The following is a 13,649-nucleotide window of genomic DNA, read 5'->3' on the forward strand; positions in this document are numbered from 1 at the left end:
AGACAAGTTAGAAGATGTCAGGCAAAGAAGTTCATGATTGAATTTGTATCATTTCGTGACGTTCCAAAAAGAAATAATCGCTAGGGATGATGGCGATTAGAAAGCGCATCCGACATCCCGGCATTCTCGCGTGTAAAGCGTATTGTCACTCTTGTGCCTTTTCCGCACGCGCCCGTATCGAGGACAACCGCGGCGTGATGAGCGTTGGCAATATCTTTCACTATGGCCAGACCCAATCCACTACCCTGCGTCTTGTCGCTCAGCCGGAAGAAACGATCAAACACCTTCTCTCGGTCTGCTGCCGGTATTCCCGGTCCATTGTCTTCAACGATGATGCGCACGTCGCCGTCGCTTTTGTCATTCACGCATGCCACGGTGATCCGCGATGACGGACCGCTATAGCGGATCGCATTGTCGACCAGATTATCGATCATGTCCTGCAACAAAAAACGGTTACCCATTACGCTGGCCGGTTGCAACTCGAATCCGATATCGATCGCCTTCTTGTCTGCTTCCTGCACGAAGTGTTGAATGGACTCAATCATCAGCTTGTCAAGTTCGACCAGTGCCATCGTTCTCTGTTCGAACTGGCTTGGCTCGGCGCGCGCCAGCGAGAGTAGCTGGTTGGTCTGGCGTATCATGCGATCGGCGGATGCCATCATGAGACCGGTCGATCTAGCCACATCCGGATCGTGGTGCTGCCTTGCGGACAATACCTCCAGTTGGGTCTTGAAGCCTGCCAGCGGCGTACGCAACTGATGCGCAATATCTGCAAGAAAGGCTTGCCGTTCCCGGCCGAATTTGTGGACCCGCCCGAGAAGTCCATTGATGGCGTCCAACAGCGGGCGCAATTCCGCTGGCATGTCTTTCTCGTCGACGGCGGACAGGTCGTCGGCACTGCGCTTGTCGAGCATTTGGCGCACGCGCTGCAATGGAAACAGGCCCTCCGAAACGGCGAACCATACGATGGCCAGTGACGCAACAACCAACAGGGTTTCAAGGCCTATCAGGGCGAACAGAATACGTGACTGGATCTGGCGCCTCTTGGTTAGCGTTTCCGCGACACCTATCCAGATCGGATGTCCTCCGATCTCTGCCCTCAATGCTACGGCACGGATATGCATGTAGCCGATATTCGACATGAACGGAACGGCCTTCTGGCTTGCGGTATAAGGGGCAAATGGAGGAAAGTCGGCATCGCCGGCAATGGTGTTTCCCGAGATGTCCCTGACTACATAGAACAACGAGTCGGTCCGGTTCACGCGAAGCATCCGTTCCGCCTGATCGCTCAAGTCAAGTTCGATCCGATTGCCGTTGAGCCTGACATGGGCCTGCAGGTCGTATGCGGCTTCGGCGAGATTGTCGTCAAGCGCATCCTGCGCCGGTCCCCACGCCAGCATGTAGATCAGCAGCGCGCCAATGAAATTGATGACGACCAGCGGCGTGATCAGCCACTTCAGCAGATCCGACCGGATGCTTGCCGTCACTCTTTGCTCGCTTCGAGCATGTAGCCGAAACCGCGAATCGTCCGGATGACAATGCCCGCGCCCGCAATCTTCGTACGTATGCGAGAAACATATACCTCGACCGCATTGAGCGTCAGGCCCTCGCCCCATGGCAGAATCGCGTCGAGTATCTGCTCCTTCGACACGACGCGCGCGGCCTGTTGCATCAGATACTCAAGAACAGCCCATTCTCGTGCCGACAATTCCACGACCTCGCCATTGACGCGCGCCCGCTTGGCATGAGTATCCAGTGACAGTCCCATCATTGTCAGCTCGGCCGGTCGTGCGCCGCTGCGCCGTACCAGTGCCCGAATACGGGCAGCCAGCTCCGGCGCCGCAAATGGCTTGACGAGATAATCATCTGCTCCGGTTTCGAGCCCGCGAACCCGGTCTTCAACGGAGTCCCGTGCCGTCAGCAATAGCACCGGCAAATTGCTGCCGCGCGCGCGCAAACGCCGAACCACCTCGAAACCGTCGATGCCGGGCAAGCCGATATCGAGAACGAGGACCGCCACCTCTCTGCGCTTGAGCAATTCGTCCGCCTCAGTGCCGCTTGACGTCACGTCGACGACCATGCCGTAGCCTTTGAGAATGCGGGAGATCCCGTCAGCCAGGACAACATCGTCTTCTACCAGTAGAACGTGCATTTTTTCTAAAAAGGGATTGTTGAAACCGATATGCGGCGTGATTGTGCACGCGAGTCATACATCTGGCCCAATAGTATTGGAAAAGCGCCGTAGTGGGTATGGGACAGCTGGTTTGCCTTGCATTCCGATTGCGGCTGTCAGCTTTCTGTCAGGTTCCATTCAGCTTCCTGACAGGCGCGATAATTAAAGTGCAAGCTCTGTTAAAACCCCCCTTGGCCACATCCGTCGAGGCATTAGAAAGTAAAGGAGACGAACTTGCCATCATTCATACGCAACCCTCAGGATTTCTGGTCGGGGGTGATATTTCTTGTACTTGGACTGGCAGCGGTCATCATCGGCCGCGACTATGCAATGGGCAGCGCAGGCAGGATGGGTCCCGCTTATTTTCCGACGGCGCTTGGCGGTCTTCTTGCCGTCATAGGCGCGGTCTCATTGGTCCGGTCATTCATACGCCATGGTGAGCCGATCGGAAAATTCTCCATCAAAAGCCTCCTTCTGATCACGGTTGCCGTCTTGCTGTTCGGTTTCCTCATGCGTGGCGCCGGCCTCATCCTTGCCATTCTGGTATTGGTGATGATCAGCGGCTACGCCAGCATCAAGTTCAAGGCATTGCCATTCTTTGCCGTTGCAGTCGGCATGGCGGTGTTCTGCGCGCTGGTGTTCGTGGTCGGGCTCGGCTTGCCGATGCCGATGTTCGGTTCCTGGTTCCAGTTCTAAGGAGATCCCGACATGGAAATTTTGCAATTCCTGGCATTGGGATTTGATACCGCGCTGTCGATCAACAATTTGTTCTATTGCTTGGTCGGTGTATTCCTCGGCACCGCCATCGGCGTGCTGCCCGGCCTCGGCCCGGTGGCCACCATCGCCATGCTGCTGCCGGCAACCTTCTCGCTGCCGCCGATCTCGTCGCTGATCATGCTGGCCGGCATCTATTACGGCGCCCAGTACGGCGGCTCCACCACCGCCATCCTGGTCAACCTGCCCGGCGAATCGTCCTCGGTGGTCACCGCCATCGACGGCTACCAGATGGCGCGCAATGGCCAAGCCGGCAAGGCGCTTGCCACTGCGGCGCTCGGTTCCTTCTTCGCCGGCACGGTGGCCACGGTGCTGCTGGCGCTGTTCGCGCCGCCACTGGCCGAACTGGCGCTGAAGTTCGGTCCCGCCGAATACTTCTCGCTGATGGTGCTCGGCCTGGTGGCGTCGGTGGTGCTGGCGCACGGCTCGCTGCTGCGCGCCATCGGCATGATCATCGTCGGCCTGTTGCTGGGTCTGGTTGGTACCGACGTCAACTCCGGCACGCCGCGCTACACCTTCGATATGCCGCAGCTGGCCGACGGCATCAACTTCGTGGTGGTGGCCATGGGCATGTTCGGCCTGGGTGAAATCATCGCCAACCTCGAGCATGAAGAAACCAGATCGCTGCTTTCCATGAAAGTCGGCAGGCTGATGCCTGACAAGGAAGACTTCAAGCGCATGGTAGCTCCGGTATTGCGTGGTACGGCGCTCGGCTCGATGCTGGGCATTCTGCCGGGCGGCGGCGCGATGCTGGCGTCGTTCGCAGCCTATTCGGTGGAAAAGAAAGTCTCGAAGAACGCGGCCCAGTTCGGCAAGGGCGCCATCGAAGGCGTGGCGGCTCCCGAGTCGGCCAACAATGCCGGTGCGCAGACTTCCTTCATCCCGATGCTGACCCTCGGCATTCCGTCGAACCCGGTGATGGCGCTGATGATCGGCGCCATGATCATCCAGGGCATCCAGCCCGGACCGGCAGTGATGACCGAGCAGCCGGCGCTGTTCTGGGGCCTGATCGCCTCGATGTGGATCGGCAACTTCATGCTGGTGGTGCTGAACCTGCCGATGATCGGCCTGTGGGTGCGAATGATCATGGTGCCGTACCACTTCCTGTTCCCGGGTATCCTGGTGTTCTGTGCCATCGGCGTGTTCAGCCTGAACAACACGGAATTCGATGTGTTCATGATGGCTGGATTCGGTGTTTTCGGGTATATCTGCTCGAAGATCGGAGCAGAGCCGGCCCCAATGCTGCTCGGCTTCATCATCGGTCCGATGATGGAAGAGTATCTGCGCCGTGCGCTGCTGCTGTCACGCAGCGATCCGATGGTTTTCCTGCAGCGTCCGATCAGCGCAACGATGTTGATCCTGTCTGCGGTTGCGATGGCCGTAGTGCTCATGCCGGCGTTGAGAAAGAAGCGCGAGGAAGCATTTGTCGAATAAGCAGACCTTCACGCGTGCACCAGACAGAGCATGACGCCGCGTAATTAGTGCCCGGAACCCGGTTCCGGAATAGGCCGGTGATGAAGCGTGAGCTCATCGCCGGCCTTTTTTTGAGAATTGCGAACGGTCCGAGGAAGCGCCGCAAGGTGAGGCAAGACAGGAGCGAGAGGGCACCGTCATGCTGACCAGTCAAGCAGAGTGGTCAGCATGACCATGCTCGACGTCCATTGTCGCGGACTGATTCAAAGCCTGCCTGATCCATCGGATGAGACGACCCGACCAAGTGTCTTGGCCTCGTCCGCTTCTATACCAAATCCCGAGTCATAACCTGTCATGAGATCGTTAGATTTTTTCGACTGGCGCAACGTGGGCAGGCGAAAAAGACGCAATCTGATGGTATAGAATGGTTTGGGATTTGGTACAAGTCGATATTCCGAGCAGCTTTCTTCGTCGTGACCTCACGGAGAGTGCAGGCAGTTCTGCCCGCTGAGGTCGGCCTAGCCCAAGTCGATATCTGGTTCCAGGACGAGATGCGCATCGGCCAGCGCGGCACACAAACACGGCTGTGGGCCCGTAAAGGGACACGACCACGAGTCGTGCGAGAACAGCTATCGGAGTCGGCGTATATCTTTGGCGCTGTCTGTGCCGAGAGAGACACTGCCGTCGGTCTGGTACTGCCCCACGCCGACGCCCAAACCATGGCGCATTATTTACAAGCGATCAGTGCCGCTGTCCCAGAAGGTCGTCATGCTGTGGTGTTACTCGATCGTGCTGGCTGGCATACGACAACAAAGCTGCCGCGCTTGTACAACGTAACGCTGTTGCCGCTTCCCACCGGCTCGCCTGAGCTTAATCCGACCGAGCAAGTGTGGCAGCAGTTGCGTGACCGCAGCGTGGCTAATCGATGTTACGACAGCTATAAGCAGATCGTCGATGTCTGCTGAGATGCCTGGAACGCCTTCACTCAAATACCCGGTGCTATCGGTTCATTATGCACGCGTACTTGGGTCAACCTGGCTGCCGACGGTGGTATGTTATGACTTGAGATTGGTATAATGAAGAGCGTTCATGGAACGCCAACCCTACACCGATACAGAGCAAGCCAAGCGTTTAGTCCTGATTTCGGGTCACTTGGCTGTTTAACGCAGCTTTAGGCTGTGTTTGAGAAGCTGCTGTTCGGTCCGGGCCGGATCCAAATACGCGGTTCTCGGCGTACGTCCGTACGCGTGCGCTCCCGCACCTGAACGCAACGCAACTCCGAACCGCACGCTACGTTTATCAATCAGCCAGTCCAGTCTGGACGAACGCGCCCTAGCGGTGATTTTTTTGAAGCAGGAAAACACAAGCAAGGAAAGTGAAGAGACAGGTTATTCCTGCTCTCGGATGCCCGCTTACCTGGGTGAACATGTCATTTCCGCGGTGTCTGTTCATGGATTTCTTGCCTCATCTGCTCAGCTCAGCACAACAAACCACCGCCGGTAAAATCCCGCGCTCTGAAGTCATCGTTATTTCGCGCATCTTGCGACATCGATTCTCCTCGGCAGGTGGCTTCGCTTTCCTGAAGCTTCGGCATACGCACGTTGCCTGTCTATGTTCGATAAGCAAGCGTACAGCCCAGGCGACTATGCTCGACGACAGACTTGCTGTCTCGCCACTGAAAATCACTATTGCTCCATGAATGACAAAATGGAAGCACAGTGCATGGCTGGTTTATTTCTTAATGACAGCCGGCTGTATGCATCACCTCCGCCAATGGCTAAGCTGTCATGCCGTGGCTATATACTTCATGCAGTTTGGAAAGCGGTATGTCATGCGAAAACGTACCGCGCGCAGCATCTGCGCAGGAAAAATTGATATCGGGAAATTAACGGAAGCGCGGTAATGAAAAGCATCAAGAAAAGGATGTGGCAGGTTGACTTTGTTTCTCTGCGCCTGTTTGTCGCCGTATGCGAAGAGGCCAACATTGCTCATGCGGCGGAACGCGAATCGATAGCAGCATCAGCCGTCAGCAAACGCATCGCCGATCTTGAATATTCCATTGGCACACCCCTGCTGTTGCGTCATCGTGCGGGTGTGTCGCCAACCCCCGCCGGACAGTCGCTGCTGCAGCATGCCCGCATCGTACTGCGCAACGTCGAAAGAATGCAGGCGGAACTTAGTGAATATGCCATCGGCGTACGCGGCCATATTCATATCTATGCGAGCGTGTCGGCAGTGGTGGAATTTCTGCCCGACGACATCAGCGCTTTCCTTGCCATGCATGACGGTATCAAGGTGGACATGGAAGAAAAGGTGAGCAGTGACATTGTCAGGACCATCGAGGAGAATGCCACCGCCATCGGCGTATGCTGGGACTTCGCCGACACACGCGACCTGCAGGTGCTGCCCTACAAGTGCGATCACCTGACGGCCGTCGTCCATCCGGATCACCCGCTTGCGGCACGCGAGTCGGTGTTTTTCGAAGAGACCCTGGAATTCGATCAGGTCGGCCAGCACCCGGACAGCATGATGAACCTGTTTCTGCGACGGCTGGCCGCCAAGTCAGGCAAGTCGGTCATCAACCGCATCCATGTCGCGACCTTCGAGGCGGCATGCAGGATCGTGCGGGCCAATCTCGGCATGAGCATCATTCCCGCCGAGGCACTGCAGCCCTATCACGCCCAGCTTGGCTTGAAGATGATTCCGCTTGCCGACCCATGGGCCTTCCGCCGCTTTGTCATCTGCATGCGCGATTATGAAGCCTTGCCGCTGCCATCACGCCTGTTTGTCGATTTCCTGCGCACCGACCGCACTGCATGATTCGCGCCAATTGCACGGGATGGCGGCGCGACCGATCAAGCAGGCCGCCGCGACAGTCGCACCAGCCTGCAGCCCAATACGAAGCCGAGCGCCAGCACGAGGGTGCTGGCAGTAAAGGCGGTCCTGAAGCCCCCCGCGTACTCGATCAGCAAGCCGGCCAGCGCAGGGCCGGCGAGCTGGCCGACCGCATAGAACAGGGTAACGTAACTGGTCGCGCGCGGCGCCAGTCTCGGTTCTACCGACTCGGCCGCGATGGTCAGGATGGAGGTAAACATGCCTGACACCGTGCAGCCAAGTATCAGGTAGTGCAATGTGAAGCCGGTGATGGTGGGAAGTAGCACGGGCAGTATGGTCGCGACCACATTGAGCGCGACGGAAATCAGCAGTGCCGCGGGGCGGCCGAAACGATCCGAAAACAGTCCCCAGCATGGACCGGCGAAAATCGACAGCACGCCAAGCAGTGCGGACAGGTGCCCGGCCGTCGATGCAGATATGCCAGACTCAAGCGCATAGCTGAACATGAAGGTGGTCTGCGCGATGTAGGTGGTGCCGACGACGCCATAGAGCAGGCCGGTAAGGATCAGGCGCTTGTCGCGATAAACCGATGCCGATCCGCCCGCCGTGGAAGCGGGGACGGCGATCTTCGGATTGGGAAGGAATGCCAGGCTGCAGGCCAATGCAATCATGCTGGCCACGGCAAATACCCCCCAGGCCCAGCGCCAGGCGGAATTGCCTGTCAGTTCGACAAGCGAGGGAATGAGCAGGCTCGCCATCAGCATGCCGATGCCGATGCCACTGTTGGTCACGCCGATCACCGAGCCGCGGCGATGAGGGTAATAACCCGCAAGCAGCGAGATGACCGGGGTGTAGGCAAATGCCGTTCCGCATCCCAGCATCAGCATCGCGAGCAACAGCAAGCCAAAATGAGATCCGGCACCGAGAAGGATGAATCCGGCGGTCGTCAGTGACAGACCGAGCATGACGGCGGCACGGCCGCCCCGGCGGGAGGCGAAGACGCCGGCCACCATGACCAGGAAAAGATAACCGAGAGCGGCGGCGGTCACCAGGGTTCCGGCCTGCTGGTAACTTAAGCCGAGGTCCGTGCGCATCGATGGCAGGATCAATCCGAATGCCAGCCTGGCGAAAGCCACGGTCACCAATGTGACCATCATGCCTGTCAGGACCGGCAGTACGACCGGGATCGGCTTGGCCGCCTCGACGGCATCTTGTTCTTTTGTCTCGTGCATTGGAAGGGCGGCGACGGGATCCGCGCCGCGTGTCTCATGATCGGCCATCGTGCCGTTATTGTGAAGTTGTCTCTAATGACTGCAGACCATAGCATTTTTCGGGAAAACGCGTGCGCAGCCTGGCCTATCGGCAATTACAGTGATGCACGTCGGCAATGACTTCACATGCACGCAGTTGCTGTCGATGAACCATTTTCATTCTTTTTTGTCATTACCAATAACATCAACTCTTGCTGGAGGATGAAATGAACCAGGACCAAGTGAAGGGCAATATCAAGGATGCAGCCGGCAAGGTGCAGGAAAAGGTCGGCCAGGTCTTCGACAATCGGGATCAGCAAGCCAAGGGCGTGGAAAAGCAGGCTGAAGGTACCGTGCAAAGGGTGGTTGGCAACGTCAAGGACACCTTCAAGCGCTAAGCCTGAACATTCCGTTTGCAACCCTCAAGCTTGATGCGAGCATGCATCCACGGCGGCCCTGCGGGGCCGTTGTCTTTTCCAGCGTGTACCCTTCCGTATCACGCCGCGCTTCGGTCGAGCGCACCACTCATCTGAATCTTTCCATTGGGGATGGCACCGGCGGCCTGTCGTCGAGTGCATCGAGGCGGCGATAAGTGCGGGAAATCGATATGGCTGAAGCCGCCCATACCACCGCGATGCCGGCACCCAGCAGCGGCACGGCAGCGGGCACAAGCATCATGTCGGCCAGGGACTTCAGCCAGGCGCTGACCGCATCGGCGCCGCGATAGACCACCGTGTCGATAAAGTTCTTTGCCTTGTACTTGATATGCGGCGGCAGGACGGTGAACAGCATTTCTCTTCCCGGCCTGACCAATGCATATTCGCCGACCCTGCGCAATACAAGAACCACGATGAACAGTCCGAAGAGCGGAGACATGCTCAGCAGAAGAAACCCTGCAACCATGGCCAGCGGCAGGCTGACCAGCAATGCGCGTACCCCGAACGAGGTGGCGATGCGCGCTGTCAGGAAGAATTGCGTCAGCAGCGAGAGCAGTTGCACGACAGTGTCCAGCGTAGCGAAAAACTGCGTCTGTTCGGTGCGGCTGGAAAACCGTTCCGCCACCAGCCTTGCCTGTTCGAGATAAAGAAAGGTATTGACGCTGGCCAGCATGACGACGAACAGCGCGACGCCGAGCAGGAATGGCGATCGCACCACGTCCGCTGCGCCGGCGAGGGCGCTGCCTCCGAGGCGGGAGTCGCGCGAGCCGTCAGGCTTCACCGATACGTTGCCGATCTTTGCAAGCGGAGATCGGTCACGCCAGCGCTGCAGGAATTCCGAGCAAAGGATGGTGACGAGCAGCAGGATGGCCGCAAGCATGAGCAAGCCTTCATTGCCGATGCGTGTGACCAGCAAGGCGCCGGCGAGCGGACCGGCGAGGCCGCCCAGGCTTGCACCGGCGGCCATGAGGGCGAACAGGCGCCTTGCCTGTTCGGCAGAGAAAATATCCGCCAGGACGCTCCATGCGATCGAGATCGCCGCCAGGTTGAAGACGGAAAGCCAGATGAAAAAGCCGCGCGCCAGCCATGGCGTGTCGCCGGTCACGGCAAAGGCGATGCCGAATGCAATGATGTTGGATGCAAAGAAGCCGAGGATGCAGTGGCAGATATAGCGGCGCCTGATCTTCGAGACTGCCCAGCCGATAGCCGGCGTCGCCGCCAGCGTGACGACGAATGTACCGGTGAACAACCACTGAAGCTGATCCACGCCGCCGGCAATTCCCATCGCTTCCCGTACGGGGCGCAGCATGAAATAGCTTGCGAACAGCGAAAACAGCATCAGGAATCCGGACAGCACGGCGGGCAGTTCATGGCTGTCGGCGCGGAGCAGGAGAGTATGAAGCGAGCGAAATCTTTTCATTGGTTTCGTGCAACATGCGATGGGACTGTTTCGACAGCATACCGCGATCATGCGGACGGAGAAGCCTGCGATTACCGGCGAAATAATTGATGCGCTCCGGGACGGCTTGCATCGTCCCGCATCCGGCCAGGAAATGCGACGGCAATCAGCATCTGTGCAGCCGCTCGCCAAGCGCATTCTTGCAAACGGAAAGCTACGCCGATGTCGCCGCCTGCGTCGGAGATCAAGTCGACGAGAAGCGCTCCTTCATGCTGGCCCGTACCATCGCACCGCAGCCCGGCGGAACGCTCGCATTGCTCTATGGAGAAGTCGCTGCGATGTATTGCTACGCCGTGCCTGAGGCCTTCCTGCCATCTGACTCTATCATTCGCCGGACAGGGAGACGGTACTGCTGGAGCGCTTCCCGCGGAGGACGGCTTGCCATGAAGCGGTTGCGAGACATGGCGCAGCGTCTTGACCAAAGGGTTTGCCGCCTGTTCTGCTGCGGCTGAAGCGTATCGGTCGCCTCGGCATGCTGCGCTTGTTCAGCGTCGCATATCAGGCATCACAAGCATCATAAACATCAGGTTGTCCCGGATTCATACTTGTTTCCCGCCGTCGATCGGATGGGATGCGTATCGTAGATCAGGTCGAGTCTGAGAATCTTGTCCGTTTCTTCCTCGAAGGCGAACAGGTCCATGACCTTGAAACTGATCAGGGTGCCGTCATTGACGGTCCAGTCATACCTGAAATAGGCAACCGCCTGGTTCTTGTTGCCTGCACTCGTAAAGATGTCGATGGGAGTGATGACATTCTTTGCCGAGGCTGAAGACAGGCGGTCGAAGAACGGGCCGGCATCCATTTCTCCGAGAAAGGGCGAACAGACCCGGCCGTCCGGGGCAAAGAGGGCCTTGATGGCGGAATAATCGCTTGCGCCGAGGGCCTGCATATAGGTTTCAAGTACGCGGATATAGTCGTTCATCGATTCGTTCGCGGAGTGGCTGGCATGCGGGCCGGTCCGCTTTCAGCCAGCATGAAGGCGATCCGGGGAACAAGGACTATAACGGTCTTTTGCAAACCATGTGCGGGCGCCGGCACGGCATGCTCAGGCATGTGCCGCCACGCTGGCGGGCGCCATGCCCGGATTCGATTCAACCCTGCAATACCGCATGAAGTTACTGCAGCCGAGCATGCGGTCTCCGCTGCACTTGCTCCGGGGAGCCGCGACGGGATAGCCGCCGCCATGTTTCTCTCCACCTTGATAATTATTGAGCTTTTTGCGCCAGCCCATTGCCTTGGGGAAGCCGCATCGCCATGCACTGATAAAAGTCCCTCCCGCACGAAGCGGGAGCGCGGATTTTCCCGGCTCGTGCCGCGTGCCGCATGAACAGCAAACGCCTTATGCCGTTCGCCTGGCCGCGTCCGGCCAGTACGAAGCGCTGGAACCCCGACCATGGCCGCGCACACCTATTGCCTGAGCGGGTCACGTCCGTTCATCACAAATAGACATTAAAGGAAACTACATGAAAACAACACATTTCATCGCAACATTCGGCACAGGCCTTGCAGTCCTGCTTGCACAAACGGGGGCGCATGCCACGAACTTCGTGCCCCCGAATGCAACCGCATCGGGCAATGTCTCCGCCGGCACGGCCATCAACGGCAAGTTCTCGCTCGGCGCGAACGGCACATCCTCCTCCTATGCGCATAACAGCCAGTCGGCAAGCGCTACCGTCAATGCGACACGGGCCTATACGCCGTCCCAGAACCTCACCACTGCAACCGTCTCCGGCGAAACCAAGACGGAAAGCCTGGGCAAGGCGTATAACGTCAGCACCGGTTCGGGCACAGGCTCCGCCATGTCTTCCGGTTTCGCCGATACCGCAGTCCGCGGCAAGCTCAATATCCCCGGGGTCACCCAGGGCTACAACGGCGGCGGCTCCGGCACCCATACCGACAGCCTGATCAAGGCCGGCACCAATCAGGGCAGCTATGTCACGGGCCAGACCGTGTCGGGATTCCAGGCTGAAGTCAAGTATGGCAAGACCTATAGCGTAACGCCTATCCCGGCCCCGACGGCGCCCACCACGCCGCCGTCCGTCGGTACTACCACTACAAAGTCGGTCAACGTCGCAGGCAGCAATGAAGGCTATGCAAGCGGCGCCAATACGACTGCAGCGCTGAACCAGATGAACGCCGCCGGCATCGCCAACATCAATTCGACCGGCTACTTCTTCGGCAAGACGAACCTGTCGGGCTCGACCGGTTACGCCAGCGCCCCGTAATCACCACCCCCATCACAGGCGAGAGAGATCATGAAGTTCAATACACTTGTTTTGCTGGCCGCCATGGTGGCCGCCGGTTCGGTTTCGGCACAGGGGATGGCGCTGCGCTCAAGCCCGGTGCAGACGCGCGGAGCTAGCCCCAGCACCGGCCCCGCAAATGCGACGACGCAGTCCAATTCCACGTCCACGGCCAGTTCCCATAGCCGTGGCGGCATCGGCGTCGGCAGCCAGGGGCAGTCGCTGTCGATCGACAGTCATGCGGTCTATCACGCGCAGGCGCGTAACCCTGTTGCGACTGCGGTCTCGACGCCGCTCACCAGCAGCAACGATACCTGCATGGGTTCGACTTCCATCGGCGGTAGCGCCGTGTCGTTCGGATTCAGCGCCGGCACGACCTGGACGGATGAGAATTGCGTCATGCTCAAGAACGCACGCGAAATATGGAATATGGGCTTCAGGGGCGCGGCACTCGCTCGTCTGTGCATGGACAAGCGCAATCGCGAGGCATTCGAGCTGACCGGCATCAACTGCCCGGTGACCTCGCGTGAAGCACGTGGCGGCAGCGACAGTACGCTTGCCGACGGCGGTTCGCGTACGGCAAACCGGACCGACGATCTTTATCGTTACTGACCAGCACTGGAGACGATAACGTGAAAGCGATATTCCACGCCGTTCTGCTCGCCGCTGCCGCCAGTACCTGTGCCGCTGTGGCCGGCGATTTCAGTTTCCAGGTCGAACGCCTTCCCTTCGGTTCGGGCACACCGTCCAACGGCGCAGCAGTCGGTTCGGAATCCGCACTGCATGTGACGGACGGCTTGTACCATGTGCCGAATTACCTTCCCGGGCATCCGACCGCTGCCATCATCTGGCCGCGCGAGGTGCCGGTGGAATGCGGACCCGCCAGTACATTGAATGAAGCGATGTGCAGCGGTTATCGCGTCCATCCGGCGGTGGGGCGGGGGGAATACCTGTTCGTGCGCCCTGTTGCGAAGGTGGTGCCGCCGCCGCCGGAGGTGGTCGTGCCGGAGCCGCCGCCGGCCCCGCCCCCGGTCACGCACAAGAAGCCGCTGGGCTGAAGACCTG

The 13,649-nt window shown here is 58.8% G+C and carries 13 protein-coding genes; 8 read left to right on the plus strand and 5 right to left on the minus strand.

The window, feature by feature from the left end:
- Positions 1 to 80: 80 nt before the first annotated feature.
- Both FH061_RS21455 and FH061_RS21460 read right to left on the minus strand, forming a co-directional pair.
- A complete protein-coding gene (locus tag FH061_RS21455) occupies positions 81 to 1,487 on the minus strand; it encodes a sensor histidine kinase (protein WP_225984790.1) in 1,407 nt (468 codons plus the stop codon).
- Entirely contained in the window at positions 1,484 to 2,152 is a 669-nt protein-coding gene (locus FH061_RS21460) for a response regulator transcription factor (RefSeq protein WP_151637884.1), read from the minus strand. Before FH061_RS21460 ends, FH061_RS21455 begins: the two co-directional genes overlap by 4 nt.
- Before the next feature lie 255 nt (positions 2,153 to 2,407).
- Here FH061_RS21460 and FH061_RS21465 point away from each other — a divergent pair, with 255 nt between their 5' ends.
- The 4 genes from FH061_RS21465 (at position 2,408) to FH061_RS21480 (ending at position 7,180) form a co-directional block, all read left to right on the plus strand.
- On the plus strand, positions 2,408 to 2,869 hold the full coding sequence (locus FH061_RS21465; RefSeq protein WP_151637885.1) for a tripartite tricarboxylate transporter TctB family protein: 462 nt from the start codon (positions 2,408 to 2,410) through the stop codon (positions 2,867 to 2,869).
- A 12-nt stretch (positions 2,870 to 2,881) separates the two neighbouring features.
- Positions 2,882 to 4,381, plus strand: coding sequence for a tripartite tricarboxylate transporter permease (locus FH061_RS21470; RefSeq protein WP_151637886.1), 1,500 nt, complete (start codon positions 2,882 to 2,884; stop codon positions 4,379 to 4,381).
- Positions 4,382 to 4,848: 467 nt separating this feature from the next.
- Positions 4,849 to 5,325, plus strand: a complete 477-nt coding sequence (locus tag FH061_RS21475) for an IS630 family transposase (RefSeq protein ID WP_151637887.1) — start codon at positions 4,849 to 4,851, stop codon at positions 5,323 to 5,325.
- A 937-nt stretch (positions 5,326 to 6,262) separates the two neighbouring features.
- The gene (locus FH061_RS21480) at positions 6,263 to 7,180 is read left to right on the plus strand and encodes a LysR family transcriptional regulator (protein WP_225984791.1); all 918 of its coding nucleotides are present in this window, start codon (positions 6,263 to 6,265) and stop codon (positions 7,178 to 7,180) included.
- Between the two features lie 35 nt (positions 7,181 to 7,215).
- Here FH061_RS21480 and FH061_RS21485 read toward each other — a convergent pair whose 3' ends face one another.
- Positions 7,216 to 8,427, minus strand: coding sequence for an MFS transporter (locus tag FH061_RS21485; protein ID WP_192805187.1), 1,212 nt, complete (start codon positions 8,425 to 8,427; stop codon positions 7,216 to 7,218).
- Between the two features lie 245 nt (positions 8,428 to 8,672).
- Here FH061_RS21485 and FH061_RS21490 point away from each other — a divergent pair, with 245 nt between their 5' ends.
- Positions 8,673 to 8,843, plus strand: coding sequence for a CsbD family protein (locus FH061_RS21490; protein WP_151637889.1), 171 nt, complete (start codon positions 8,673 to 8,675; stop codon positions 8,841 to 8,843).
- A gap of 127 nt (positions 8,844 to 8,970) precedes the next feature.
- Here FH061_RS21490 and FH061_RS21495 read toward each other — a convergent pair whose 3' ends face one another.
- Both FH061_RS21495 and FH061_RS21500 read right to left on the minus strand, forming a co-directional pair.
- Positions 8,971 to 10,302 carry an NTP/NDP exchange transporter gene (locus FH061_RS21495; protein ID WP_151637890.1) on the minus strand — a complete coding sequence of 444 codons (1,332 nt, stop codon included), beginning with the start codon at positions 10,300 to 10,302 and terminating at the stop codon, positions 8,971 to 8,973.
- A 562-nt stretch (positions 10,303 to 10,864) separates the two neighbouring features.
- Positions 10,865 to 11,263: a nuclear transport factor 2 family protein gene (locus FH061_RS21500; protein WP_151637891.1), complete on the minus strand. Its 399-nt coding sequence runs from the start codon at positions 11,261 to 11,263 to the stop codon at positions 10,865 to 10,867.
- A 541-nt stretch (positions 11,264 to 11,804) separates the two neighbouring features.
- Between FH061_RS21500 and FH061_RS21505 the strand changes: the two genes are divergently transcribed.
- The 3 genes from FH061_RS21505 to FH061_RS30635 are packed head-to-tail and all read left to right on the plus strand — an operon-like array spanning position 11,805 to position 13,642.
- Complete coding sequence (locus FH061_RS21505) at positions 11,805 to 12,566, plus strand: hypothetical protein (RefSeq protein WP_151637892.1); 762 nt, start codon at positions 11,805 to 11,807, stop codon at positions 12,564 to 12,566.
- Between the two features lie 30 nt (positions 12,567 to 12,596).
- Positions 12,597 to 13,196: a hypothetical protein gene (locus FH061_RS21510; RefSeq protein ID WP_151637893.1), complete on the plus strand. Its 600-nt coding sequence runs from the start codon at positions 12,597 to 12,599 to the stop codon at positions 13,194 to 13,196.
- 20 nt (positions 13,197 to 13,216) lie between these two features.
- Positions 13,217 to 13,642, plus strand: coding sequence for a hypothetical protein (locus FH061_RS30635; protein WP_192805188.1), 426 nt, complete (start codon positions 13,217 to 13,219; stop codon positions 13,640 to 13,642).
- The last annotated feature ends 7 nt before the right edge of the window (positions 13,643 to 13,649 follow it).

This window comes from Noviherbaspirillum aerium, from assembly GCF_008929045.1.
GTDB classification, from domain to species: domain Bacteria; phylum Pseudomonadota; class Gammaproteobacteria; order Burkholderiales; family Burkholderiaceae_D; genus Noviherbaspirillum; species Noviherbaspirillum aerium.